The following is a 24,228-nucleotide window of genomic DNA, read 5'->3' as shown; positions in this document are numbered from 1 at the left end:
ACTGGGGGTGTCCTAACCGGCTGAGAGCAAAGGAATATGGGAAATGTCCGCAGAGACTAACTTCTCGAATGCGCGTTTCATGACGGTGGCCGAAGTGGCCGACGTCCTGCGTGTTTCCAAAATGACCGTGTATCGCCTGGTCCACTCAGGGGAAATGCCCGCCGTACGGTTCGGGCGTTCCTTCCGGGTTCCTGAAGAGGCCGTTGCCCAGTACCTCAAGGGTGCCGTGGTGGACGGACAATCCGAGACCGCCTGAGGCTGCCGGGGTCCGTCCCGCGGACCGTGGTCACAGGGTGCCCCTTTGAAGCGGTACTCTGTTAAGGAACGTTTTACGTCAATGTAAGAATCTGTCAGTTGTACTTGTCTGCTTCCGCGGATCTGTTCCAACAGACAGGAACTTCTAGTTTGTAAGGAACTTTCGTGGGTTCAGTTATTAAGAAGCGCCGCAAGCGTATGGCCAAGAAGAAGCACCGCAAGCTGCTTCGCAAGACTCGCCACCAGCGCCGCAATAAGAAGTAGAGATACTTCACCAAGCGTGAATGCCCGTTGCCTCTCGAGGTGGCGGGCATTTTTGCGTCCCCGACGCTCTCTCACATCCCTCGGGTTTGGGGGGGTCCTTCTCTCACATCCCTCGGGTTTGGTGGGGTTCCTCTCTCAGGTCCCTCGGGAGAAACCCGAACTGACCGCGGGGTCCCGCCATGCTGATCCAAGAGCGCTCTTGATCTTCTGCGTGGCTGACGAAAAGTTGTCCGCCAAGTCATCCCTTCCGAATTTCAGGACCGTCCAGCCTGCTGCTTCGAACGCCTTGTCGCGTCGCCGATCGCTAAATATCTGTTCGCGCCCAAGGTGATGGCCGCCGTCGTACTGTATTGCTACCCGCCGGCCACGGAAGCCCAAGTCCGCGGACGGCGAAAAAGGATCGTTCGGGCGGAGTAGCACCTGCAACTCCGGTTCGGGGATACCGGCGTCCAACATTGCCAAGCGGAGCAGTGACTCGGGCGCGGAGTCGGAGCCAATACGCATGAGCTCCAATGCTTCTCGTGCCCTGACGACGCCCTGTAGATTGCGGTGCCTGCCCACCAGCCCGCGAAGTGCCTCCAGCGTGGTGAACGGTTTATCGCGTGCTTCGAAGTCCGGCCTGGGTCTGCGAATGAGCTCGTCACCCATGCAGACCAGGTCGGCGAGCGGAAGGCGTCTTGCAAGATCCAACCAGGTACGCGACCGAGTGCTGATCCGGATGCCCTGAACATTCTCGATCTCGTCGGCGGAGGCCACTACCGTGTGTCCGATTACGCCTTTGCGGCGGACGGACGGGAGATGCCTCGGCTTGCTGAGATGCAATTCATTGGAATCAGACAGCCACGGTGGAAGGCACACGCCATGTAGCCTCGCAGCCGTTACATGGGATATCCAGGCCCCTGGACTTGCGGCTGACAGTGACCTTGCAGCCGCCGATAGCTCAAAATCCCAATCCGATGGACGGTAAAGGCCCCGGCTCACCCCATCTATTCCTACACGATTCCACAGGTGCGATTGCTTCAGGCCTGCGGCCTCGGCCTCGTCAATGGTGAATGGTGCGTTGGTCAGTCGGGGCGGAAGGGGCCTGGCGTTCTGCATATCTGGCATTCTCGCCCAGAAACGCTTGAGTCATCGTAAGTTATCCACAGGCTCGTTGAGGCCATCGAGGGATGTGAGAGAGGGTTCGGGTCAAGCCCGAGGGATGTGAGAGAGGGCCCGGGTCAAGCCCGAGGGATGTGAGAGAGGGTCAGATGCGGGGGCCGCGGAACCTTGAGAAACCCCGCCACAGGCCGTAGACCGCTCCGCCAACCGTGGCGGCCTTGAGCCCAAGCGTTGCTGCGCGGCGACCGGAACGGAAGTCGTACACGGGCCAGTTGTTCTCGCGGGCGTGCCGGCGCAACCTGGCGTCCGGGTTGATCACCACGGGATGACCCACCATGGTGAGCAAAGGTATGTCGTTGGCGGAATCGCTGTACGCCCAGCAATGATCCAGATCCAGGCCCTCACGATCGGCGACGAGCTGAACTGCGACTGCCTTCGCCGGCCCGTGCAGGATGTCGCCCACAAGTTTCCCTGTGTACATGCCACCTTCCACTTCACCCACGGTGCCAAGGGCGCCGGTGAGTCCGAGCCTGGTGGAAATGACCGTGGCCACCTCGATGGGTGTAGCCGTGACGAGCCAGACCTTGCGTCCAACCCTGAGATGCTGTTCCGCGAGGGCCTTGGTCCCCGGCCAGATCCGCGACTCGATCATTTCGTCGTAGACCTCTTCACCCAGGGCCTTGATGTCATCCACGGTGATGCCGGCAGCAAGGGTAAGCGCGGAGTCGCGGACCGAGTGGACGTCTTCCATGTTCTCGCCGCGCATGACGAATTTGAACTGCTTCCAGGCGAATCCGGCCGCTTGCGACAATGTGAAGGCCTTGCGTTCGTACATCTTGCGGGCCACATGGAAGAGGCTGGCGCCCTTCATCAAGGTGTTGTCGACGTCGAAGAAGGCGGCCTCGCCCGTGCGCTTCTGCACGTTGTCCTTCTGCACTATGGGCTTCTGCACCAAGGCATCTGCGACCACGGCGGCGTTCTTCTCCTCGGGCATGCCTTGAGTCTAGTCAATCGCCGCGGTCCGCGTTCGAGGGCGCACGGTGGCGTCACAGAAGGGCTCGGGATGTGAGAGAGGGTTGGCCGGAAGGGCGTGGGATGTGAGAGAGGGTTGGCCGGAAGGGCGTGGGATGTGAGAGAGGGTTGGCCGGTACCTTTGAGATATGGCTATTCCCGACGTCGTTCTCCTCACCAAAGCTGACTGCCACCTGTGCACCGCGGCGCGTGCCGCCGTCGAGCGTGTCACTAAAAGTCTTGGCGTGCAGTGGAAGGAGCAGCTGATCGACGACGACCCCCAACTGCAGGAGCGCTTCGCGGAAGAGATTCCCGTGGTGCTGGTGGACGGCGTCCAGCGCGATTTTTGGAAGATTGACGAGGAACGGCTCACCCGCACCCTGAAGAAGGTCCTGGAGGGCTGAGGGGTTACCCGTTGGTAATGGCTTTTGTTGAGTCCGCCCGGGGGTCATAGAGTGGAACAACAAAGCGACGCAATGGAGAATACCGTGACTGCGCTGGAACCGTCCCCGGAGGCTGCAACCGGGGACAACGAACCTGCCACAAAGCAGATCCCACCCGCGGCCGTGGCCCGGATGACGCTCTATTTGCGCGCGCTCAACTCCCTGTTGGCTGAAGGCGTGGAGCGGGTTTCGTCCGAAGCATTGGCGGAAGCCTCAGGTGTCAGCTCGTCCACCCTGCGCAAGGATCTTTCCTATGTGGGCTCGTATGGGACGCGCGGTGTCGGCTATGAAGTCCAGTACTTGAGCCGCCACATTGCCGCCGCCCTGGGTCTGACCCATGACTGGAAAGTTGCCATTGTGGGCGCCGGTAACCTCGGAAAGGCCCTGGCCCGGTATGGCGGCTTTGAGTCCCGCGGTTTCGACGTTGTAGCCATCTTCGACGCCGACCCCATGGTGATCGGCAACGAAGTAGGGTGGCTTCGCGTCAGCGACTCCGCGGAGCTTGAGCGGGTCCTTGAACGGACCCACACCAACATGGTGGTGCTGGCCCTGCCCGCCACCGTAGCGCAGGCTGTATGCGACCGCGTGATTGCCGCCGGGATCCGGAGCATCCTCAGCTTCGCGCCGGTGCTGTTGCAGGTTCCTCCGCACGTGAACCTCCGCAAGGTGGACATGGCCACGGAACTCCAGATTTTGGCGTACCACGCACAACGGGCGCAGACACCGGGCCAGGCTGTTTAGCCTTCGCCGGGTCCGCGCCCGCGTTTGAAGCGTCTGGAACTCTGGGTGTTTAGCGGCCGTACGGGTTCTGGTATGGGTTGCCGAAGGGCTGCGCCTTGCGGAAGTACGGGGCCGACGCCGGCAGGTACAGCATGACGATCGCCGCGACTCCCAGCAGGATCACGATGAGCTGCAGGATGCCGTAGGTGGCACCGAACTGGAACAGGCCGGTGAGGCCCAGGACGGAGATGGCGGCGAAGACGGTGCCCAGGATCCGTGCCCAGTTCTTGCCCTTGCGGACGGGGAAAGCGACCAAGGCGTAGAGACCGAGGGCCAGAACAGCGCCTACGACGGCGCTGACACCGATCACACCGCGCATGCCTTCCATGGACCCTTCGGGGAGGTCCGTACCCTGCTGGCTTGCCTGCTGGTTCATGGCGCTGATGAAGGCATCAGCACCAGTGGTGGCCAACAGAAGCGAGCTGATAGCGGAAAGAATGCCGGCGGCAACGATCATCCAGAAGGCGTAGTTAACCATGGGCGGCACAGCGGTGGGACCGGGCTGCTGGCTGGGCCAGTTGGTGTCCTGTCCGTACTGCGGAGCGCCGGGAGCCTGGCCGTACGGGGATGACTGCTGGCCGTACTGCGGCGCGGCGGGGCTTTGCTGGCCGTACTGCGGCGCGGCGGGGCTCTGCTGGCCGTACTGCGGCGCGGCTGGCTGGGTGCCCGGCTGCTCGGGCTGGTTGGCATCGCCCGGGTTTGACGGCGGGTAGGGAGGGTTGCTCATGGCATTCCTTTGCTTGTTCGACTGCTGGTGCGGCCGCCGGGATCAGCAAAATGACCCTGCCCCCAGCGTGGTTCTGCTTCCACCGTACCTCCCGGGTCTGACCCTGCAGGTGATCCCACGCAGGTATTTCCGGCTCGCGGCAAAAATCATCATGTTGGCTTACGCCTTCATGATGAAAGCCGCGGCAATCCGACAGGATTTACCGCGGCCTTCAGCCTGTATTGGCGCCGATAAGGCACGACGACGGCAGTTGCCTCAACGCTAAGCGTGGCCCTTGACTGCCTTGAACCAAAGTTGTGAATTCGGAAGCCACATCAGGACTACGGCTACGGCGCTGACGAGGAAGCCGAACCAGTTGCTGCCAAGGCCCGTGCTGGAGCCGCCGGCACTGGCCGCACTGAAAATGGTGAGGAGCAAGGAGATGCCGGCCACGATGGTGAGGGCGAGGCGGGCCCACTCTTTGCCTTCCTTCATCTTCATCGCAAGGACTACCTGTGCCGCTGCCACCGCCAGGGTGAGGATGAGGATGATCAGCAGGATGGCTGCAACGCCAGGGGCGAAAGCGAAGAGGGCAATGATCGCGAAGAATCCGATCAGCCCGAACAGCAGGCCAAGGAGTCCGGAGATCACCCAGATGAAGTATGAAACCTTCAGCTCGGTGGGGAGGCCCTGGGTCTTGAACATTCCCGAGAATCCGCCCTGGGGCATGACGTCGTTGAAGTTGCGGGGCCCGTCAGTGGGCATCTCGAAGTGGAGACCAGGCTGCCCCGGGGTTGGCTGTCCAGGGCCAGGCTGCGGTGGCCCGGGCTGCGTGGGGCCGGGCTGTGAATATTGTCCCGGTTGCGACGGCGGCTGGTAACCCTGGGGTGGCTGGTAGCCCTGCGGAGGCTGGTAACCCGCAGGAGGAACATTGCCGGGCTGCGGAGGCTGGGAGCCGGGCTGCTGTGGCTGTGGTGCTTCGTCTGGGGTACTCATGGCATCACTGTAGACCGCAGGTTGAAGGTTGCATAGGAACTTCGGAGCCAACTCGCAGGTAAATACAGGCTGTTTGCCGAACAATTGCGGGGTGACTTCCGGAAATGCGAAACGGCGCCCCCACACAGCCGGGGACTGTGGGTGGCGCCGTTGGGGTGAATCCGCGTCTGGAGAGAGGGCCTATGCGGCGGCCGGTGCGATGAAAGCGAGTTCCAGGTTGATGACAACCTTGTCGCTGACCAACACGCCACCGGCTTCGAGAACGGCATTCCAGGTGAGGCCGAAGTCCTTGCGGCTGATGGTGGTTTCGCCGGAAACGCCGGCGCGGGTGTTGCCGAAGGGATCCACTGCGACACCGTTGAATTCTGTTTCGATGGATACTTCCTTGGTCACGCCCTTGATTGTGAGATCGCCCACGAGGTCGAAGCTGTTGCCGTTGGCCTTGACGTGGCGGGACACGAACGTGATCTCCGGGAACTTCTCCACGTCGAAGAAGTCTTCTCCCTTGACGTGGCCATCGCGGTTGACGTCGCCGGAGTCGAAGCTGGCGGTCTGGATGGTGGCGGTGACCTTGGAGTCGGCCAGGGTTTCGCCAACTTCGAGGGTGGCTGAAGCGTCCTTGAACTGGCCGCGTACCTTGCTGATGCCTGCGTGGCGGACAGTGAAGCCGATCTCGCTGTGGGAAGCGTCGAGGGTCCAGGTGCCGGTGGTGACGGAAGCGGGGAGAGTCATCATGGTGTTGCTCCTATATCGATTGGTTGTTACTGCGTGCTTGCCGGGTCGAGCTCATTGCTTGAAGCGTCAACCGAGCTTCGTGTCCAGTATAAACATGCATATGCATCTTTTATTCCGACTCCGGGGAACATTTCGGAAAAACTTTGAGTTCTACTAGCGGTAGAAGATTTCGGATCGCCCCGCTTCTTTGAGAAACTGGTAAACATGCCCCAAGCAACTGTCCACCTGCTTCGCCATGGCGAGGTCCATAATCCCGACGGCGTCCTGTATGGTCGCCTGCCGGAATTCCACCTCTCCGAGCGTGGCCGGGAGATGGCCCGTATGCTGGCCGACCACTTTGTGGCACGTGTCGGCCAGGGGGCCAAGATCGTCCACTTGGTCGCCTCACCGCTGACCCGCGCCCAGGAAACGGCCATGCCCACTGCAGAGGCCCTGAACCTGGAAATCACCACCGAGCCCCGGATTATCGAGGCCGAGAACCACTTTGAGGGGCTCCACCCCACCAAGAGTGAATTCCTGAAGCCCAAGCACTGGCTGTACTTCCGCAATCCGCTGCGGCCATCCTGGGGCGAGCCGTACAAAGAGCAGGCGGCCCGGGTTCTGGCCGCCGTTGAAGACGCCCGTGCCAAGGCGGTTGAGTTGGGTGGCGACGGTGCCGAAGCCATCCTCGTGAGCCATCAGCTCCCCATCTGGTCAACCCGTTTGACCGCTGAAGGACGGCGGCTGGCACACGATCCCCGCAAGCGCGAATGCACGCTCACTTCCCTGACGTCCCTGACGCTGGACGGGAACGGCAAGATCGTGCGAGTGGAGTACACCGAACCTGCTGCCGTCCTGCTCCCCGGCGCGGCGAGCACCCCGGGGGCATAGAAGCATGGACAACAACCTCTCACGTCGCGGTGTGCTGACTGCCGGTGGCGTCCTTCTCGCGGGACTGACCATGGGCCTGTCGGCGTGTGCCCAGGAAGATTCCCTCGCCAAGCAAGCCAAGGCAGGCGACAACAAGAACTACGTAGCCGGCGATGGTTCGGTGACAGAGTTCGCGAAGGCGGACCGTGCCGCCCCAGTGGCGCTCAAGGGCACCCTCTTTAACGGGGAGACGGTAAAGCCCGAGGATCTCAAGGGCAAAGTCACGGTCTTGAACTTCTGGTTTGCTGCCTGTGCACCTTGCCGCATCGAGGCGCCCCAGCTTGAAGCCCTGCACCAGGACTTCAAGGACCAGGGCGTCCAGTTCTTCGGCGTTAACCTGCGCGACGAACAAGCCACCGCTGAGGCCTTCGACAAAACCTTCAACATCACCTACCCGAGCTTCAACGACAAGGACGGGGCTGTTCTCCTGTCCGTGTCCGGCATCGTTCCGCCGGGTGCAGTGCCCACAACGTTGGTCCTGGACAAGGAGGGCAAGGTTGCCTCCCGCGTGCTCGGCGAGATCGAGAAGAGCACCCTGAAGGCCCTCATCACCTCCGCAGTGGCGGAGTAGCACCCATGAACAGTCCCTTCGCCGAGACGATCCTCAATGGATCGCTGCTGCTGGCTGTGCCGGTGGCGTTGCTGGCCGGGCTGGTCTCCTTCCTCTCGCCGTGCGTGCTGCCACTGGTCCCCGGTTACCTTGGCTACGTCACGGGACTGACCGGCGTCGATCTCCAAAAGCAGCGGCGCGGCCGCATGCTGGCCGGAATCGGCCTGTTCGTCCTGGGCTTCTCGGTGATCTTTGTTCTTTTGGGCGGCGCCTTCGGGCAGTTGGGCACGTTGCTGACCGGCCCGCAGAACGCCTGGATTACGCAGTTGCTGGGCATCCTGGTGATCATCATGGGCGTGGTCTTCATGGGCGGCTTCGGCTGGTTGCAGCGCGACGCGAAGATCCATGCCAAACCGCCCGCCGGCCTATGGGGAGCACCGCTCCTGGGATTGACCTTTGGCCTGGGCTGGGCGCCCTGTATTGGTCCGACGTACTCCGCGGTACAGTTGCTGAGCCTGTCCGGTGGTTCCTCGGCAGCCAAGGGCGCGCTCCTGGCGTTCGTCTATAGCCTTGGGCTGGGTATCCCGTTCCTCCTGATTGCGCTGGCTGTCCGCCGGGGCATGGGAGTCATGTCCTTTTTCCGCAAGCACCGTCTGGCCATCCAGCGGATTGGCGGAGGCATCCTGATTTTGCTCGGCATCCTGATGGCCACCGGTGTGTGGGGAACCTGGGTGACCGAGTTGCAGTACTGGTTCCAAAACGATGTGAAGTTGCCAATCTGATGAGCGAGTCCGTGAAAGCCACAAAGAAGTCACCGTCCGCTGAAACCACCAGCGCAGCGGAAGGAAAACTCCAGCAGGCCAAGTCCGAGGCCGCACTTCCTGCCCTCGGTTTCAAGGGCATGCTCCGGTGGGCTTGGACCCAGCTGACCAGCATGCGCACAGCGTTGTTCCTGCTGCTCCTTCTCGCCGTCGGAGCGGTGCCTGGTTCCCTGTTCCCGCAGCGGCCGGCGAACCCTTCGGTGGTCACGCAGTACATTAAGGACAACCCGTCCTACGGTGAGATCCTGGACGCCCTTCAGATGTTCGACGTCTACTCCTCGGCCTGGTTCTCGGCCATCTACATCCTGCTCTTTATCTCGCTGATCGGCTGCGTCACCCCCCGCGCCATTGCCCATTACAAGGCCATGAAGTCCCAGCCGCCCCGTACTCCCAAGCGCCTTTCGCGCCTGCCCGAGTACGGTACTTTGGCAGTACCCGCCGACGCCGGGATCCCGGCGTCGAAGGCCATCAACGATGCCGCCGGGCTGCTGAAGAAGCGCGGCTACCGCGTGGAGGTCAGGGACGTCGACGGCGCCCTGCCGTCCTTGGGTGCCGAGCGCGGCTTCCTGAAGGAAGTGGGCAACCTGGTCTTCCACACCTCGCTGATCGGCGTCCTGGTGTCCGTGGCCATCGGCGGCCTGTACGGGTACAGCGGCCAGCGCATCCTGGTGGAGGGTGACACGTTCGTCAACACCCTGGTGGGCTACGATCAGTTCACTCCGGGCACCAACTTCCAGAGCAGCGCGCTGCAGCCGTATTCGGTCCAATTGGACAAGTTCGAAGCCAAGTTCGACCGTGAATCCCCGGGCAAAGCAGGCCAGCCGATCGATTACACGGCCGAGGTATCCACCAAGGAAGGACCGGATTCACCGGTCAAGAAGGAAACCCTCAAGGTCAACGACCCCGTTTCCCTCGGTGGTACCAGCCTCTACCTGACCGGCAACGGCTACGCGCCCCTGGTCACCGTCCGGGACGGCGAAGGCAATGTTTCCTTCCAGGGTCCCGTCACGGCCAAGGTCCAGGGAGACAACTACTACTCGTCGGTGGTCATCAAGGTCCCCGACGCGAAGCCGGAACAGCTTGGCTTTGTGGGCTTCTTCCTTCCCACGGCGTTCGTCACCGAAGACGGCACCTCGTTCAGCGCTTCCCCGGAACTCTTCAACCCCCAGTTGAGCCTGAATTCCTTCTACGGAGACCTCGGCCTGGACAAGGGCGTGCCCCAGAACGTGTTCGAACTGGACGTCAAGGACTTGAAACCGCTCAATGCCCGCGACCTCGCGGCGGGCGGCATCACCCTGACCCCGGGCGCAACCGTCAACCTGCCCGAAGGCAAGGGCAGCATCACGTTCGACGGCGTGAAGAAGTACATCGGCGTGGACATCCACCACAACCCCGGACAGCTCTACGCACTGATCTTCGGCTTCCTCGCAGTCGGTGGCCTGGTCATGTCCCTCTATATCAACCGGCGCCGTGTCTGGGTCCGCACCGGAACCCACGCCGACGGCCGCACCATGGTGGAGTACGGCCTGCTGGCCCGCGGTGAAGATCACCGCCTGGCCGGCGAAGCCGCGGCACTCCGCGAGATCTTTGCCCGGGAATGGAACATCCCACAGACGCAGGACACCGCAACAACTACAGCAGGATCTTCCTCAACCTCGAAGGACCAGTAATGCCCGTCATCAACGAAACCCTGGGCCAGTACAGCGAGCTGTTCATGCTGTTGGCCGCCGGCACGTACACCGTGGCGTTCATCGCCTTTGCCTGGGACCTGGCCAAGAGCAGCAAGATGCTCCGCGCCGTGGACCTGAAGGCTGCGGCCAGCACTGCCGGCGAGAAGGTCACGGTTGCTGCCGGCCGCGTCGCGGGAGGCTTGGGAGGTCCCGACGCCGGTGGGCCGGCAGGCCGCGCTGAGCGTCCGACGTCGGGCCTCACCTTTGAGGGCGGCACCGCCGCCGGCGACATGAAATACGCCGGCGAACGCCGCGCACCTGCCCGTGTGGCCGTGGCCCTGACGGTATTGGGTGTCCTCATCCACGGCGCGGGTGTAGTGACCCGAGCCTTCGGTGCGGGCCGTGTGCCGTGGGGCAACATGTACGAGTTCCTCACCACCGGCGCCTTCGTTGCGGTAGCTGTCTTCCTGATCGTCCTCATCCGCCGGGATCTGCGCTTCCTGGGCACCTTTGTGATCGGGCTGGCTATCATCATGCTGGTGGCCGCATCTGCTGCTTTCTGGACCCCGGTGGGTCACCTGGTTCCGGCACTGCAGAGCTATTGGCTGATCATCCACGTCTCCATCGCAGTGCTCTCTTCAGCGTTGTTCACGCTGACGTTCGCCATGTCCGTGCTGCAGTTGCTGCAGTCGTACCGCCAGAAGAGCCTTGCTGCTGGCCGTCCGGACAAGCTGGGCTTCATGCGCCTGGTCCCCAACGCGCTGAGCTTGGAGAATCTCTCCTACCGCATCAATGCCATCGCCTTCATCGGCTGGACGTTTACCCTCATGTTCGGCGCCATCTGGGCCGAAAAGGCCTGGGGCCGCTTCTGGGGCTGGGACCCCAAGGAAGTGTGGACCTTTGTGATCTGGGTGGTCTATGCCGGCTACCTGCACGCACGGGCCACCCGTGGCTGGACGGGAACACGCGCAGCCTGGTTGTCGATTGTTGGCTACGCCTGCGTCATCATCAACTTCACGCTGGTGAACACGGTCTTCAACGGCCTGCATTCCTACTCCGGGCTCTAAAATCGGGGCCTCGGCGCCAATGCGGGCCTGAGCAGGGGCGTTGTCAGTGGCTCGGGCCCGTCCCTCAAGAAACAACAAAACGGTGCACTAAACAAGCCTTTTGCCTGTCCAAAGCAGGTGCTACCTTGTTCAGAACCCGCTTGTGATGCAGCCCGCTAGCGACGCGCCGTGTTCTTTTGAGGTAGCTATGAACTATGTTCTCGCCATTGACGTCGGGACGAGTTTTACCGCAGCAGCCCTGGTTAAGCCTGACCAAGGTCCAACCCCTACACCGGAAATCCTCCCGTTGGGTTTACATGGCAACGCCGTGCCATCGGTGTTGTTCTATACCGACGACGGCCGAGTGCTGGTAGGCGAAGCCGCCGAACGCCGGGGCCTGGACGATCCCCACCATATGGTGCGTGAGTTCAAGCGTCGGATCGGGGATTCCGTTCCCCTCGCTGTCGGCGAGGGCTGGCTGGCCCCGGAGGATGTGTACGCCACAATGGCCCGGTGGGTGGTGGACAGGGCCGGGGAGCGGGAGGGGACGGCGCCGTCGTCGATCATCATGACGCACCCCGCTGCCTGGGGCCAGCACCGGACCTCGGTGGTTCTCGCAGCGCTCAACGCGGCGGGCCTCCATGACATCACCCTGATCAGTGAGCCGGAAGCAGCGGCCCTGCACTACGCCTCCCAAACGCGGGTGGAAGATGGCAGCATCATCGCTGTGTACGACCTCGGCGGAGGTACGTTCGACACTGCCATCCTGCGCAAAGCCGGAGCCGGGAACTTTGAGTTGCTGGGACGTCCCGACGGTATTGAAACCCTTGGCGGCGCAGACTTCGACGCCGCCGTCCTGCGGCACGTGATGGGCCACGTCAAGGCATCCGGGGACGTGGATCCGGAGGCGCCGGACACCCTCGCAGCCCTTTCGAGACTGCGGAGGGAATGCCGTGAGGCCAAGGAAGCGCTGTCCCTGGACAGCGAATCCAGTGTGGCAGTTTCCCTGCCGGGAACACAGCAGTCTGTGCGGTTGGTCCGCGCCGAATTCGAAGCGCTCATCGAGGAGCCCCTCCGGGAAACCGTGGAAGCACTGGAACGAAGCTTGCAGAGCGTCAACGTGGACTCTCAGGATCTGAGCGCCGTGCTGCTCATCGGTGGGTCATCGCGCATTCCCCTCGTGGCCCAGATGATTTCGGTGGAACTTGGCCGGCCCATCGCCGTCGACGCCGATCCCAAGTCCTCCATCTGCCTGGGGGCAGCGGTGGCTGGTTTGCGCTCTAGGGCCGAAGAGGCCGTGGACGCGGCGGCTGCGGCCGCTGTCGGGGCAGCGGCTGACGACGTGGTGGCGATCGGCGCGCTGGGGCGCCCGCATACCGCCAGCCGGCCCCCAGCCCTGGGCGTCCGCGCAGCAGCGTCCGCAAAGCAGGGCCGGCCGGCTCCCCGGCCGCGTGTCCGGATGGCTGCGGCCGCGGCTGCAGCGGCGGCCGCCTTGACCATCGCGACGGCGACGGCGGCCCAGAGTCCCGAAGGCAGTGGGTTGCTGGCAACCGTGTTGGGGAACCAGGCCGCTGATGTCATGCGCGACGGCGGTCCTCAGGCTTCAGGGGGCCAAGGCAGTGTTGCCGGTGGCGGGAAGAACGGGGAAACCCCGACGGTAGGCAAGCCGGCGGGTGGACTTGAAGCCAGCGCCAGGGCCGGGGTTACCAAGGCAGGGAATGGGATGGGGAAGAGCCCGGCCCGGACCGGAACAACGAATGCCGGAACTGGATCGGGGGCCGCTGCGGGACCCGGTGCAGGACCTGCTGCCGGCACCTCCCCGGGCACCTCATCCGGCGGAACCGCCACCGCCACTCCTGCGGCGCCGGGCACGGGAACCCCCGCTGCTCCGGGCACCACCCCGGCTCCCAGCACACCCACACCGGCGCCTACTGGTGGCGCCGCCAGTGGGCCTACACCGCCGCCTGCAACACCCCCCACCACGCCGCCACCGGTCATCGAACCCACAACTCCGCCTACAACCCCGGCTGATCCTGTCACGCCACCTCCACCGCCGTCGCCCGAGCCAACAGTGCCGCAGCCTGAACCGACGCTCACGCAAGACCCCCCACCGCCGTCACCCGAGCCAACGCCGGAACCGGTACCCCCGCCTGTCACGGCTGATCCCTTACCCGAGCCCTCGCAAACGGGCCCCATTCCGGATCCAGCGATGCTTCCGGCGGTGTAGCCCATGACGGGACATGACCCTAAGCCCGGGCACCTTCCACCCGGGCCGGACGATCACCCGTTCAAGGAACCTGCCGCCCTTCACGAGGCAGCGCCACACCCTGTCCCGAAGCTTTCCGGGGATTCCGCGAAAGTCCGCGAGCTGCTCCTAGCCCTATCCGTGGGGTTCACGCTGCCTTCACCCCTGCCGCGTGGCCTTGAAGGCCATGATGGCCTGGACTCGATCATCACTGCAGCCATGGATGCGGGCTTGCTGCTGGCCGACGGGTCCGTAGTGGGGACGGTCCAGCATGCCTTGCTGCATGGAACCCCGCCTTCCCGCATCCGGGCGCTGCAGCGTGAGCTCGTGGACAAGGTCCTGGACGAAGGCCGTCCCTTGGGAGACCTGGCCCGCGACCTCGCTAGAAGTGGGATGCAGGATGCCCGCGTTGCCGCAGAACTCGAAGAGGTGGCAAACAGCGTCCTGGACTCGGATCCGCGTCTGGCCGTGGATCTCTATGCCGAAGCGCTTCTTGCCGGGAACAAGGAGCTCCACATTGCCGCGAAGCGTGCCCAGGCCTTGGCCGCCACCGGGGATCTGGACGAAGCTGGCAGGATCGTTGACAGGCTGCTCGCTTTGCCCGAACCTCCCCACCTTCGCCTGGGGGTGGACGTGGCCGCCGCCGTGTGGGCACAGCGGGGAATGTTGTCCCGGAGTGCTGACACGTACAGCTGGCTGGGGCCGGACAGGTTGCAGGGGTCTGCCCCGCTGGCCGCAGTGGCTATGATCGGCGCCGGAAATGCCGTGCTGGCTGAAGAGATCATGGCTGCCGCCGTGCCGTCCGGTTCGCCAACGCTCCTGGCGGTGGCTTTGACGCTCACCCAGGAGGGCCTGCGGCAGACCCTTGGACCCAACCCTCAATTGGCCCTGCCGGAGCTCATCAGGGCCTCGGACATGATGAACGCCTCTGGCGCAGCGATTCCATTGCCGGAGACCCCGGGGGCCCTGGCGGCCCTCTGCGCACTCCACAGTGGGGAACCGGCGGTAGCAGACACTGTGCTCAGGGCGGCGTTGGCCGCGGGCCAGGGCGGGGATGCTGCCCGACCCCGGTTGTTCCTCCTGCAGGCCTGGACTGCCATGCAGCAGGACAACTCTGACGAGGCCCGATTGGCCATCAACGAGGCAGTCAAGGCAAACCATTGGTCCTTGGCACCCCGCGACGAGCTGCTGCTGTCAGCGCTGGAGGTGGGGCTCGCACGGCGTGGCAGCGACGTGCACGCGCTGGTGTTGGCGTGGGACCGGGCCCGGGAAGCCATGATGCACGTAGCCGTGGATCTCTACAGTCTCCTGCCCTGGGGTGAGCTGATGGTTTCTGCTGCACGGCTGCGCGAGACACGTCGGGTCTCGCACTATGTGGACGGCGCCTGGGAGCTCTTACAAAGGTTGGGGAACCCGCCACTGTGGTCAGTGCCGCTGCACTGGGCGGCAGTGCAGGCCGCACTGCTGAGCGAAAGCCCCGCTGAGCTTGCGCCGCACGCTGCCGCGCTGGTTCGGGCTTCGGAACACAGCCACCTGGCGTCCGTCCTTGCCGTGGGTGGCAAAGCCTGGGTTTCGGTGTTGGCCGGCCGGTTTGAAGCGTCCGACGTCGAAGCGGCGGCCCGCGGGTTGGCCGCCGTCGGGATGCCTTGGGAAGGGGCGCGATTGGCGGGCCATGCCGCCGCGCACGCGGAGGAACGGCGCGACCTGGTGCGCCTGCTGGCCTGCGCCAGGGACATCCATCCCCAAGGCGCTCCGGCCGGGGCGGGCCACGATCGGGTGGAGGAGCCGCACCATGGTGGTGCGGGTACCCCTGCACCGGACGGCACCAGCCCGGGTGCGGGGGATCCGTCCGGGCTGAGCGCCAGGGAACGCGAAGTGGCTCGGCTTCTTCTTGAAGGCAAGACGTACCGGGAGATCGGTGAAGCCATCTACATCTCGCCACGCACTGCCGAACACCACGTGGCACGCATGCGCAGGCGCTTGGGGGCCGACAACCGATCGGACCTCCTGGTCCGCCTGCGCCTTGCCTTGGGGGAGGGGTACCCGCCTCCGTGAGCGGCAACCCCCTCCACCCCCTAACGGAAAACCCCGCTACCCCCTAACGCTGGGGCAAGCGGTAGGGGGACCACCCCCGATGCCCGGTCCCTCACCACGGCCATACGTTGAAGGGGAGCCCGGCAAAGCGCCGGGCCATTTACCACCCACCACAGAATTTGAGGGAGCATTCCAATGCCTACACTCGCACAACAGCTCGTGCAGTTCCTGATGAGCCTGTTCAACGATCCCGATGCAGCCGAGGACTTTGTCCGCGACCCCGAGGCTGCCCTGGCCGCAGCCGGCCTCCGTGACGTTTCCTCGGCCGACGTCGATGCTGTTCGCCCGGTGGTCCTGGACTACGCACCGATCAACGCCCGTTCGTCGTTCGACCGCGAATACAACACCGGCGGCAACCATGCCTCCACTGGCGGCGGCGCCGGCTGGGGTGGCCATGATGACGATCACGGCCACGGCGGTGGCGGTGGCGGCGGTGGCTGGGGTGGCCATGATGACGACGACGATCACGGCCACGGCGGTGGCGGTGGCGGTGGCGGCGGTGGCTGGGGTGGCCATGATGACGACGACGATCACGGCCACGGCGGTGGCGGTGGCGGCGGTGGCTGGGGTGGCCATGATGACGACGACGATCACGGCCACGGCGGTGGCGGCGGTGGCTGGGGCGGACACGACGACCACGATGACCACGCCCACGCCGTTCAACAACTGGTCCACGTGGTGAACAACTACTCCTACACCACCACTATCGATGACCGCGATACGATCACCGATCAGTCGGTGAACCAAAACATCTGGGCTGACGGCGATGTCACGCAGCTCTTCAACCAGGACGCTGTCATCGCCTCGGGCGACGGTGCCATTGCCGCCGGCGACGACGTGAAGGACTCCGGCAACACCACCTCCACGGATGACCACTCAACAGATAATTCGCTGACCATCAATGAGTCGGGCCCTGGCGACGTCGAGGTGGGCAACACGGACATCGAGGTCAAGGATTCGTTCAACGACAATTCGGACAACTCGGTGACCAAGGACTCCTACAACACCGACGTTGATGTCGACGTGGACATCGAGGACTCCTTCAATGAGGACAACTCCTCCCACACCGACAACTCCCACACCACCATCCACAACACCGATTCGTTCAACAAGGACTCCTACAACACGGAGAACGAGTTGGAAGTCGGCGACGTGGACGTGGAGTACACGAACATCGAGAACTCCACCATCATCAAGGACAACGAGGTGGAGCTGGAATACACCAACGATCACTCCACCAACGTGGAACTGGAGGACGTCCAGGTCAACTACGATTCCACGGTGATCCAGGACAACGAGTTGGAGATCGACAACTCCAAGGAAATCGACGTGGAGGACGTCCAGGTCAACTACGACTCCACGGTGATCCAGGACAACGAGCTCGAAGTTGATAAGTCGAGCTACACCAACATCGAGGACAACGAAGTTGACGTCGAATACAACGACATTGACCATTCGAACGTCATCGCCAAGAACGACGTTGAGATCGACTAGCGGCAAAGAGGTCCACACGGCGTAGCGGAAGCTGCGGCGCAGAGCACCCCCAGCAGTGCCCGGCAGGCGGATGGACGCCTGTCGGGCACTTCGTGGCCCCTCCGGACAGCAGCACCGGAACAGGCAGAACAAAGGACACACCATGGCGGAAACAGTACGGATGACCACATTGGTGGAGCAGGGCATGGCGCTGGTGGGGGAGCGGAACGACCTTCGGCGACGCCTGGAAAACACCCACAACCGCCTTCAGGATCCCAGCGTTCGCGTGATCGTGGTGGGCGAGTTCAAGCAAGGCAAGAGCCAACTGATCAATGCTTTGGTGAATGCGCCCGTCTGCCCTGTGGATGACGACATTGCCACCACTGTGCCGACGGTGGTCCGGCAGGGGGAACCGGCGTCGGCCGTTGTCCTGGTTCCCGCTGCGGAGGGTGGCACGCTGGAAGGCACTCGTACGGAGCTCGACAGCGACGGCCACGAACGAACGCTGGAACGCCAGCCCGTGCAGTTGGACCACCTGGCTGACTACGTCTCCGAAAAAGGCAATCCCGGCAACGCGAAGAACATCGTGGCGGCTGAGGTTGTCTTGCCGAGGAAACTGCTGGCGGGTGGACTGGCAATAGTGGATTCGCCCGGGGTGGGTGGGCTGGGGTCAACGCACACGCTGACCACACTGACGGCCCTTCCGTCAGCGCATGCCATGGTGTTTGTCTCCGATGCGTCCCAGGAATACACCGAACCGGAAATGCGGTTCCTGCGCCAAGCCATGCGCATCAGCCCCAACGTGGTGTGCGTACTGTCCAAGACCGACCTCTATCCGAGCTGGCGGCAAATCGAGGACCTCGACCGGAAACACCTTGCCGAGGTGGGGCCGGACATACCCCTGTTCCCGGTCTCTTCGGAGCTTCGCCTCCAGGCGGCGCGTCTGCAGGACACGGAACTGAACGCCGAATCAGGGTTTCCTGAGCTGATCCACCACCTGAGGCACAACATTGTGGGGGAGGCCGCCCGAATTCAACGTCGATCCGTTGGCCATGATCTCTTGTCCGTGACCGAAAACCTGAGGCTCGCCCTGCAGTCGGAGCTTGGTGCCCTGGAGAATCCCGAGGGCACGCCGCAGATGATCGCCGGCCTCAATGCGGCCAAGGAGGACGCGGACTCGCTGCGCAAACGGTCGGCGCGCTGGCAGATCACCCTCAACGATGGCATCGGGGACCTCATCGCAGACATGGAGTACGACCTGAAGGACAGGTTGCGCCGGATCCAGCGCGAAGCGGAAACCGCCATTGACCAGGGGGACCCCGGCCCCGCCTGGGAGCAGTTCACCCAGTGGCTGGAGCAGAGCACCGCTGCTGCGGTCTCGGATACCTTCGTCTGGACCAGCGAACGGGCCCAGTGGCTGGCCACCCAGGTGGCGGACCACTTTTCCGAGGACGAGGTAGCCCTGCCGGCGTTGAAGGTGGCCGATACGGGCGGCGTGCTGGACCCCGTGGCTGACATCCAGGAGGTGGACAACGGGCGTCTCGGACCCCTGCAAAAAGTGCTGATCGGAATGCGTGGATCCTATGGCGGCGTGCTGATGTTCGGCCTCCTCACTGGCATCTTTGGGATGGCCCTCATCAACCCGCTCTCCGTCGGCGCCGGCCTCCTGCTGGGACGGAAAGCCTTCCGGGAAGACAAAGAGGCCCGGCTCAAGCAGCGGCAAGCCGAAGCCAAGATCCTGGTAAGGAAGCACGTGGACGATGTTGTGTTCCAAGTCGGAAAACAGCTGAGGGACAGGCTGCGGCTGGTCCAAAGGGCCACACGGGACCACTTCACGGAGATCGCCGAGGAGCACCACCGCTCCCTGGCTGAATCCGTGGCGGCTGCCCAAAAAGCTGCCGCAACCTACGCAGTGGAACGGGACCTGCGGATCAAGGAAATCCGGGGCCATCTCAAGGCAGTGGACACGATGGCCAGGGAAGCGCAGCAGCTGCTTGAAGCTCCCTCCATGGAAAACCAACCCAAACCCTCAACCGTCCCGGCCGGCTGATGGAACCGGGAATGGCCGGAGCCGCGGACCTGCTCCGGCACGCACGGGAAGTCTTCCGCGATGACGCCGCTGCGCTCGCGGTGGTGGACGAATTGGACAGCCGGCTGAAAGGGCCGTTGCGCATCGCGGTGGCCGGGATGGTCAAGGCCGGGAAATCAACACTCCTCAACGCGATCATTGGCGAGGAAATCGCGCCCACTGACGCCGGTGAATGCACCCGTGTGGTCACGTGGTACGAGTACGGACACACTCCGAAAATCACGGTTTACCCGTTCCGGGGCGGACCTCAAAACCTCCCCGTGACCCGCGAAGACGGCCGCTTGGTCCTGTCCTTGGGCGATATCCCGGCCGGGGATGTGGAGCGTCTGGTGGTGGACTGGCCATCAGCCGGCCTGCGCAATCTCACGTTGATCGATACTCCCGGCATCGCCTCGATGTCCGAGGATATTTCCGGGAGATCGGCGGCTTTCCTGCTGCCGGAAGACGAACCTACGGCAGCGGACGCCGTCATCTATCTCCTGCGGCACCTGCATGCCTCCGATGTCCGGTTCCTCGAATCCTTCAAGGACACCGCCGCCGGACGATCCGGTACCGTCAATGCCTTGGCTGTCTTGTCCCGGGCCGACGAGATCGGCGCCGGAAGGATTGACTCCCTGATTTCGGCAGCGGTCATCGCCGACAGATACAGCCGGGACCAGAACCTTAGACCCTTGGCCTTGGGTGTGGTGCCCGTGGCCGGGCTGCTGGCACAAAGTTCACGGACCATGCGCCAGGCGGACTATGAGGCCATGGCAATGCTGGCGCAGATGGACCGGAGCCAGCGGGAACGAATGATGCTGTCCGCAGACCGTTTTGTCCGTTTCGAGGCTCCGCAAGGCCTCCGCCCGGCCACCAAAGCATCGCTGGTGCAAAGGTTTGGCCTGTTTGGGATTCGGCTGGGTGTTGCCCTGATCCGGGGCGGGACTGCTGATCCCACCGAACTGGCCCATGAACTGGCACGTCGAAGCGGGCTGGGCACTTTGCTGGACGCCATCAGCTATCTCTTCCAGAACCGTGCCGACGCACTCAAGGCGCGTGCCGTCGTCGTGGGTTTGGAGTCATTGGTCCGCGGGGTTCCCAGGGAGCGGACGGCGCCGCTGGAAGCGGCGTTGGAACGGCTCCAGGCTGGCGCTCATGAGTTCCGGGAGCTCAAGCTCCTCGCCGCGTTGCGGACCGGTGGCGTGGGACTGGATGAGGTGCAGGAAGCTGAAGCGGAACGGCTGGTGGGTGGCCGCGGCAGCACTGCCTCGTTGAGGTTGGGCGTGAACCCGGAGGCGGATCCCAGGCAGATCAGCGAGGCTGCCCGGAGCTGTTTGAGCCGTTGGCGGCTGATCGCGGAAAATCCGTTGACCGAGCCGTCGGCACTGGAAGCGTGCCGTGTGGTCGTGCGGAGTTGCGAAGGGATGTTGGCCGCTATGCCGGCCGTTCGCTGAGTCGCTCGCTGAATTTTTCGCTCAGGAGCCAGACAGTAGTTGAGGGGAAAAACAGCAGGATCAGCCCCGCCGCGGCAAGGATGAACTGGGACGCCAGTAAAACCGTGGGCAAGACGCCGTCCGCACCGGGAGCCACCACGAAGTCTGCGGTGATCACTGTGACCACCGCGTGCAGGAGGACCAAGGGCGCCAAGGTCCACCGTGCCCAGACACGGCGTTTGAAAAGCACCATCAGCAGGACGGCTTCCATGGCCACCACCAGCGCGATCATGGCGAGGCTGCCCAGGAACACGACGGCGGTGGATCCCTCGACAGCTTGGGCGTCACCGTCGGGAACCATGCCTCCGATGACGCCTTTCAGACGCTCGAAGTGGGCATCACGGCCGAGGAAACCGAAAACGGCGACGGCGATTCCCGCCACAAAGCTGGCAACCCAGAGGGAGCGGGAGAGCCGTGCGGTGCCCGGTGGCACGATGGCCGCGGTAATGGGAGGCGGCACTGACAGGGACATGCCCGGACGGGGTGGTGGTGCGGGACGCGCTGTTGGCCCAATGACTGATGGTGTGGTGGAAGGTAACTGCCGTGAACCATCAGCTTGCTGGGCCATGTTTGCCTACTTCAGCTCGTCGGTGTCATGGGGGTCCGGCTCACTTCGCTTGGTATCGCCGGGTTTGAAGCCGTTGCCTGTTGCCTCACCGGAACCATCGGAGGGTTTGTCGCCAAGCTCGCGTTCCTTGGCTTCAAGGTCCGCCTTGAGCTTCTTCAGGCGGTCATCCTCGGCCTGGTTGCGACGGCGGGTTTCCAGGTTACGGAGGAATTCGGGGTCATCGTCCGGAGCAGTGGGATAGCGGCGGACCGGCTTTGCCGTGGGTTTGCCATAGGGCCGGCCGAAGATGAACCAGAGGATGGCGCCCAGGAGCGGCAGGACAATCATCACGATGATCCACGCGGGTTTGGAAATACCGCGTGTCTGGTGGCTGTCCGTACGGATGACGTCCACCAGGGCATAGACGAAGATGACCAGAACAATGACGACGCCTACAACCCGGAGCATGCACCAAGTCTAGTCGCCGGAAGCCCATTACTGGACGTCCTCTACCGGCTGTGATCAGAGTGCAACCATCCGGCCCGCTAAACTTGGATGGTGGCTTTCCTGAAGTATTCCCTCATTCGCCTGGCGCTGTTCGTGCCGTTGTTCGTCCTCTTCGCCTTTTTGGGGGTTGGCTGGATCCTGGCGGTCATCTTCGCCGGGCTGATCGCGTTCGCCATCAGCTACCTCTTCTTCCAGAAACAGCGCGACGCCGCCACTGCAGCCATGCGCGAACGTTTCTCCGGGCGGGCCAAGCCCATTCGCACTGCCGGCGAAGTTGAGGACGCCACGGTCGAGGACCGCTTGGTAGAGAAAAACCCGGATATCGCTGTCAACAACGACAAACGCCCGGGCTCCTTGTAAAAAGTCTTTGTACAGCCAACGCCCCCAGGAAGGATTCCTGGGGGCGTTGGCTGTATCTGAACTTAGAAGCCGCGGCTCAGGATCAAGCCCAGCGAGAACAGCAGGCTGTACCCGAGGTTGATCATGCCGGTCTGCTTGAGCACGGGAATGAGGCTCTTGCGCTTTTTCCCATTGACCATCAGCCAGGCCGGCATCAAGCACGCGGGGATCAGCAGCAGGACGATTAGCATCCACGGCTTGGTGGGCGCCAGCACGATGACCAGCAGGATGGCGACGGCAAGCATCAACACGTAGCTTTCACGGGCGTGCCGGTCGCCAAGACGCACTGCCAGGGTCCGCTTTCCGGCGGCCGTATCAGTGGGAATGTCCCTGACATTGTTTGCCATCAACAGGGCGCAGGCGATGAGGCCTGTACCAATCGCACCGATCACGGCGGCCAGGCTGACTTGTCCGGCCTGGGTATAGGTGGTGCCGAGCGTGGCCACGAGCCCGAAGAACACGAACACGAAGACATCGCCCAAGCCCATGTAGCCGTAGGGATTCTTGCCGCCCGTATAGCCCCAGGCTGCCAGGACGCAGCCGATACCCACCAGGATCAGCCACCACGTTTGGGTGATGATCACCAGGATCAGGCCGCAAATCATCGCGGCGCCGAACAGCCCGAACGCTGCCCACTTCACTTGCTCCGGCAGCGCAGCACCGGAGCCGACAAGACGCAGGGGACCTACCCGGTCCTCGTCGGTGCCGCGGATGCCATCGGAGTAATCATTGGCGTAGTTCACGCCGATCTGGAGCAGGAGCGCCACGAGCGCAGCCAGGATCGCGTTCGGCAGCCGGAATGCCTGGAGCTCGTACGCCGCTGCCGAACCAATCAGGACGGGCGCGATGGCCGCGGGCAGTGTGCGGAGCCGGGCTCCTTGGATCCATTGTGCAGCTGTCGCCACGTGTAGTACCTCGTGTATTTCGCGGTTGATCTTGAGTCAGTTTCGGGAGGAAGAACGTGTCTATTGTCCCTGATGCAGTTCGGAAAGCCGTTCAATCATGGCCAGTCGGTCCGGTTTCCCGTTGGGCAGCATGGGCAGTTCCTTGTCAGCGAACACTGTTTTCGGAGCCAGGACTCCCAGCGCAGCCTCGCGCCGGGACGTGAAGCCCTTGATGCCTTCGGGGCTGGGATCGGTCACTGCTACGAAAGCTGCCACGGCTTGGCCCCACTCGCGCGACGGGACACCGGTGACGAAAGCCGCTGTGACGCCGTCGAGCTTTTCCAGCTCGCCCTGAATGTAGGCGGCGGAGGCTTTGACGCCGCCGGTGATGATGACATCGTCCGCCCGGCCCAGGACGGTGAGCTTGCCGTCGTCGTCCAATTCGCCGAGATCGCCAGTGACGTACCAGCGAACGCCTTCCTCCTCAAAGAAGGCAGCCTTCGACGCGCGGGCGGCGTCAAGGTAGCCGGCGGCCACGGTGTCGCCACCGAGCAGGATGCGGCCTTCCAGCCCGCCCTCGCCAATGCGGACCTCGACGCCGTCCAGCGGCTGGCCGTCGTACACGCACCCGCCGCAGGTCTCGGCTGAGCCGTAGGTGGTGACCACCTTGAGCCCCTCCGCATGGGCGGAGGCAAGGAGATCCGGTGACGCCGGAGCGCCACCCAGCAGGATCGCGTTGAAGCGGCGCAGCACGGCCAGGGTTTCGGGCGCGGGGGAGTCCAGGAGCCGCTGCAGCTGCGTGGGAACCAGTGAGGTGAAGCGGATCTTGTCCGTGAGTTCCTCGGCCGCCGCGGTGAAGGCCTCGGGCGTGAAGCCGTCAGACAAGTCCATGACCCACGGCCGGGTGCCTGCGTACAGCGACCGGACCAGGACCTGCACTCCGGCCACATACTGCAGCGGGAGCGCGAGCAACCACTGGCCCTCACCGCGCAGGGCCATGGCAGTGGACACGGACGAGGCCGCGAGGGCGTCGATGGTCAGGACGGTTGCCTTGGGCGTGCCCGTGGAACCGGAAGTGCGGACCACCACCGCGGCATCCTCGACGCCGGTCTCCACCGGGATCGCCTGCGGCTCGCCGTGGTCGCCAGTGACGATTTCGACGGCGGGACCCTCGCCATGGAGGGCAGCCATCAGTGCTTTGAGAACGGGATCGATGTCCACAGGGTGAGTC

24 protein-coding genes are annotated in these 24,228 nt (G+C 63.6%); 15 read left to right on the top strand and 9 right to left on the bottom strand.

All coding sequences use genetic code 11. The annotated features are described in order from the left end of the window. Window positions 1-43: 43 nt before the first annotated feature. Together AYX22_RS17375 and AYX22_RS17370 are read left to right on the top strand one after the other, a co-directional pair. Window positions 44-256, top strand: coding sequence for a helix-turn-helix domain-containing protein (locus AYX22_RS17375; RefSeq protein ID WP_017199160.1), 213 nt, complete (start codon window positions 44-46; stop codon window positions 254-256). Between the two features lie 164 nt (window positions 257-420). After that, window positions 421-519, top strand: a complete 99-nt coding sequence (locus AYX22_RS17370) for an AURKAIP1/COX24 domain-containing protein (protein WP_003792170.1) — start codon at window positions 421-423, stop codon at window positions 517-519. 135 nt (window positions 520-654) lie between these two features. On the opposite strand, the gene AYX22_RS24370 is transcribed toward AYX22_RS17370, so the two are convergent. Together AYX22_RS24370 and AYX22_RS17360 are read right to left on the bottom strand one after the other, a co-directional pair. Then, window positions 655-1,275 (bottom strand): DUF559 domain-containing protein, encoded by a 621-nt coding sequence (locus AYX22_RS24370; protein ID WP_337339179.1) that lies wholly within the window; start codon window positions 1,273-1,275, stop codon window positions 655-657. Between the two features lie 490 nt (window positions 1,276-1,765). Continuing rightward, window positions 1,766-2,614 (bottom strand): HAD-IB family hydrolase, encoded by an 849-nt coding sequence (locus AYX22_RS17360; protein ID WP_207594494.1) that lies wholly within the window; start codon window positions 2,612-2,614, stop codon window positions 1,766-1,768. 166 nt (window positions 2,615-2,780) lie between these two features. Between AYX22_RS17360 and AYX22_RS17355 the strand changes: the two genes are divergently transcribed. Beyond that, the gene (locus AYX22_RS17355; protein WP_207594493.1) at window positions 2,781-3,035 is read left to right on the top strand and encodes a glutaredoxin family protein; all 255 of its coding nucleotides are present in this window, start codon (window positions 2,781-2,783) and stop codon (window positions 3,033-3,035) included. 84 nt (window positions 3,036-3,119) lie between these two features. Continuing rightward, window positions 3,120-3,815 (top strand): redox-sensing transcriptional repressor Rex, encoded by a 696-nt coding sequence (locus AYX22_RS17350; protein ID WP_198318262.1) that lies wholly within the window; start codon window positions 3,120-3,122, stop codon window positions 3,813-3,815. Window positions 3,816-3,864: 49 nt separating this feature from the next. On the opposite strand, the gene AYX22_RS17345 is transcribed toward AYX22_RS17350, so the two are convergent. The 3 genes from AYX22_RS17345 to AYX22_RS17335 all read right to left on the bottom strand — a co-directional run bounded on the left by AYX22_RS17345 (window position 3,865) and on the right by AYX22_RS17335 (window position 6,288). Continuing rightward, window positions 3,865-4,581: a hypothetical protein gene (locus AYX22_RS17345; RefSeq protein ID WP_207594492.1), complete on the bottom strand. Its 717-nt coding sequence runs from the start codon at window positions 4,579-4,581 to the stop codon at window positions 3,865-3,867. 261 nt (window positions 4,582-4,842) lie between these two features. After that, window positions 4,843-5,556, bottom strand: a complete 714-nt coding sequence (locus AYX22_RS17340) for a hypothetical protein (RefSeq protein ID WP_207594491.1) — start codon at window positions 5,554-5,556, stop codon at window positions 4,843-4,845. Window positions 5,557-5,736: 180 nt separating this feature from the next. Beyond that, the gene (locus tag AYX22_RS17335; RefSeq protein ID WP_026541313.1) at window positions 5,737-6,288 is read right to left on the bottom strand and encodes a YceI family protein; all 552 of its coding nucleotides are present in this window, start codon (window positions 6,286-6,288) and stop codon (window positions 5,737-5,739) included. 207 nt (window positions 6,289-6,495) lie between these two features. On the opposite strand from AYX22_RS17335, the gene AYX22_RS17330 reads away from it, so the two are divergent. The 10 genes from AYX22_RS17330 (at window position 6,496) to AYX22_RS17285 (ending at window position 20,621) form a co-directional block, all read left to right on the top strand. Then, window positions 6,496-7,161 carry a histidine phosphatase family protein gene (locus AYX22_RS17330; protein ID WP_207594490.1) on the top strand — a complete coding sequence of 222 codons (666 nt, stop codon included), beginning with the start codon at window positions 6,496-6,498 and terminating at the stop codon, window positions 7,159-7,161. Between the two features lie 4 nt (window positions 7,162-7,165). Continuing rightward, complete coding sequence (locus AYX22_RS17325; RefSeq protein WP_207594489.1) at window positions 7,166-7,771, top strand: TlpA disulfide reductase family protein; 606 nt, start codon at window positions 7,166-7,168, stop codon at window positions 7,769-7,771. A 5-nt stretch (window positions 7,772-7,776) separates the two neighbouring features. Continuing rightward, window positions 7,777-8,532 carry a cytochrome c biogenesis CcdA family protein gene (locus AYX22_RS17320; protein WP_014922639.1) on the top strand — a complete coding sequence of 252 codons (756 nt, stop codon included), beginning with the start codon at window positions 7,777-7,779 and terminating at the stop codon, window positions 8,530-8,532. Then, complete coding sequence (locus AYX22_RS17315) at window positions 8,532-10,241, top strand: cytochrome c biogenesis protein ResB (protein ID WP_207594488.1); 1,710 nt, start codon at window positions 8,532-8,534, stop codon at window positions 10,239-10,241. Before AYX22_RS17320 ends, AYX22_RS17315 begins: the two co-directional genes overlap by 1 nt. Next, the gene (gene ccsB, locus AYX22_RS17310; protein ID WP_207594487.1) at window positions 10,241-11,308 is read left to right on the top strand and encodes a c-type cytochrome biogenesis protein CcsB; all 1,068 of its coding nucleotides are present in this window, start codon (window positions 10,241-10,243) and stop codon (window positions 11,306-11,308) included. Before AYX22_RS17315 ends, ccsB begins: the two co-directional genes overlap by 1 nt. A 187-nt stretch (window positions 11,309-11,495) precedes the next feature. Beyond that, the gene (locus tag AYX22_RS17305; RefSeq protein WP_207594486.1) at window positions 11,496-13,514 is read left to right on the top strand and encodes an Hsp70 family protein; all 2,019 of its coding nucleotides are present in this window, start codon (window positions 11,496-11,498) and stop codon (window positions 13,512-13,514) included. A gap of 3 nt (window positions 13,515-13,517) precedes the next feature. Continuing rightward, window positions 13,518-15,587, top strand: a complete 2,070-nt coding sequence (locus AYX22_RS17300) for a LuxR C-terminal-related transcriptional regulator (RefSeq protein WP_207594485.1) — start codon at window positions 13,518-13,520, stop codon at window positions 15,585-15,587. A gap of 174 nt (window positions 15,588-15,761) precedes the next feature. Beyond that, complete coding sequence (locus AYX22_RS17295) at window positions 15,762-17,120, top strand: IniB N-terminal domain-containing protein (RefSeq protein ID WP_207594484.1); 1,359 nt, start codon at window positions 15,762-15,764, stop codon at window positions 17,118-17,120. A 142-nt stretch (window positions 17,121-17,262) separates the two neighbouring features. Then, on the top strand, window positions 17,263-19,149 hold the full coding sequence (locus AYX22_RS17290) for a dynamin family protein (RefSeq protein WP_207594483.1): 1,887 nt from the start codon (window positions 17,263-17,265) through the stop codon (window positions 19,147-19,149). Between the two features lie 11 nt (window positions 19,150-19,160). Continuing rightward, a complete protein-coding gene (locus AYX22_RS17285) occupies window positions 19,161-20,621 on the top strand; it encodes a dynamin family protein (protein WP_242703383.1) in 1,461 nt (486 codons plus the stop codon). Here AYX22_RS17285 and AYX22_RS17280 read toward each other — a convergent pair. Both AYX22_RS17280 and AYX22_RS17275 read right to left on the bottom strand, forming a co-directional pair. After that, window positions 20,602-21,228 carry a hypothetical protein gene (locus AYX22_RS17280; RefSeq protein WP_207594482.1) on the bottom strand — a complete coding sequence of 209 codons (627 nt, stop codon included), beginning with the start codon at window positions 21,226-21,228 and terminating at the stop codon, window positions 20,602-20,604. The two genes, AYX22_RS17285 and AYX22_RS17280, sit on opposite strands and share 20 nt — an antisense overlap. 6 nt (window positions 21,229-21,234) lie before the next feature. Continuing rightward, window positions 21,235-21,675 (bottom strand): PLD nuclease N-terminal domain-containing protein, encoded by a 441-nt coding sequence (locus AYX22_RS17275; RefSeq protein WP_089596062.1) that lies wholly within the window; start codon window positions 21,673-21,675, stop codon window positions 21,235-21,237. Window positions 21,676-21,762: 87 nt separating this feature from the next. On the opposite strand from AYX22_RS17275, the gene AYX22_RS17270 reads away from it, so the two are divergent. Beyond that, window positions 21,763-22,074 (top strand): DUF4229 domain-containing protein, encoded by a 312-nt coding sequence (locus AYX22_RS17270; RefSeq protein WP_207594481.1) that lies wholly within the window; start codon window positions 21,763-21,765, stop codon window positions 22,072-22,074. A 62-nt stretch (window positions 22,075-22,136) separates the two neighbouring features. Here AYX22_RS17270 and AYX22_RS17265 read toward each other — a convergent pair whose 3' ends face one another. Next, a complete protein-coding gene (locus AYX22_RS17265) occupies window positions 22,137-23,018 on the bottom strand; it encodes a 1,4-dihydroxy-2-naphthoate polyprenyltransferase (protein WP_207594480.1) in 882 nt (293 codons plus the stop codon). Between the two features lie 60 nt (window positions 23,019-23,078). Next, a complete protein-coding gene (locus tag AYX22_RS17260) occupies window positions 23,079-24,218 on the bottom strand; it encodes an AMP-binding protein (RefSeq protein WP_207594479.1) in 1,140 nt (379 codons plus the stop codon). Between the last annotated feature and the right edge of the window lie 10 nt (window positions 24,219-24,228).

This window comes from Arthrobacter sp. D5-1 (assembly GCF_017357425.1).
Lineage (GTDB): Bacteria > Actinomycetota > Actinomycetes > Actinomycetales > Micrococcaceae > Arthrobacter.
The sequence above is the reverse complement of the archived record's forward strand: the minus strand, read 5'-3'. Positions and strand labels throughout refer to the sequence as shown.

Bases quoted from the DNA above. Each gene is read 5' to 3' on its own strand.
- AYX22_RS17285 (WP_242703383.1), top strand. From the start codon at position 19,161: ATGGCCGGAGCCGCGGACCTGCTCCGGCACGCACGGGAAGTCTTCCGC.
- AYX22_RS17330 (WP_207594490.1), top strand. From the start codon at position 6,496: ATGCCCCAAGCAACTGTCCACCTGCTTCGCCATGGCGAGGTCCATAAT.
- ccsB (WP_207594487.1), top strand. From the start codon at position 10,241: ATGCCCGTCATCAACGAAACCCTGGGCCAGTACAGCGAGCTGTTCATG.
- AYX22_RS17360 (WP_207594494.1), bottom strand. From the start codon at position 2,614: ATGCCCGAGGAGAAGAACGCCGCCGTGGTCGCAGATGCCTTGGTGCAG.
- AYX22_RS17300 (WP_207594485.1), top strand. From the start codon at position 13,518: ATGACGGGACATGACCCTAAGCCCGGGCACCTTCCACCCGGGCCGGAC.
- AYX22_RS17280 (WP_207594482.1), bottom strand. From the start codon at position 21,228: ATGGCCCAGCAAGCTGATGGTTCACGGCAGTTACCTTCCACCACACCA.
- AYX22_RS17375 (WP_017199160.1), top strand. From the start codon at position 44: ATGTCCGCAGAGACTAACTTCTCGAATGCGCGTTTCATGACGGTGGCC.
- AYX22_RS17295 (WP_207594484.1), top strand. From the start codon at position 15,762: ATGCCTACACTCGCACAACAGCTCGTGCAGTTCCTGATGAGCCTGTTC.
- AYX22_RS17325 (WP_207594489.1), top strand. From the start codon at position 7,166: ATGGACAACAACCTCTCACGTCGCGGTGTGCTGACTGCCGGTGGCGTC.
- AYX22_RS17275 (WP_089596062.1), bottom strand. From the start codon at position 21,675: ATGCTCCGGGTTGTAGGCGTCGTCATTGTTCTGGTCATCTTCGTCTAT.
- AYX22_RS17320 (WP_014922639.1), top strand. From the start codon at position 7,777: ATGAACAGTCCCTTCGCCGAGACGATCCTCAATGGATCGCTGCTGCTG.
- AYX22_RS17270 (WP_207594481.1), top strand. From the start codon at position 21,763: ATGGTGGCTTTCCTGAAGTATTCCCTCATTCGCCTGGCGCTGTTCGTG.
- AYX22_RS17340 (WP_207594491.1), bottom strand. From the start codon at position 5,556: ATGAGTACCCCAGACGAAGCACCACAGCCACAGCAGCCCGGCTCCCAG.
- AYX22_RS17290 (WP_207594483.1), top strand. From the start codon at position 17,263: ATGGCGGAAACAGTACGGATGACCACATTGGTGGAGCAGGGCATGGCG.
- AYX22_RS17335 (WP_026541313.1), bottom strand. From the start codon at position 6,288: ATGACTCTCCCCGCTTCCGTCACCACCGGCACCTGGACCCTCGACGCT.
- AYX22_RS17355 (WP_207594493.1), top strand. From the start codon at position 2,781: ATGGCTATTCCCGACGTCGTTCTCCTCACCAAAGCTGACTGCCACCTG.
- AYX22_RS17345 (WP_207594492.1), bottom strand. From the start codon at position 4,581: ATGAGCAACCCTCCCTACCCGCCGTCAAACCCGGGCGATGCCAACCAG.
- AYX22_RS17315 (WP_207594488.1), top strand. From the start codon at position 8,532: ATGAGCGAGTCCGTGAAAGCCACAAAGAAGTCACCGTCCGCTGAAACC.
- AYX22_RS17305 (WP_207594486.1), top strand. From the start codon at position 11,496: ATGAACTATGTTCTCGCCATTGACGTCGGGACGAGTTTTACCGCAGCA.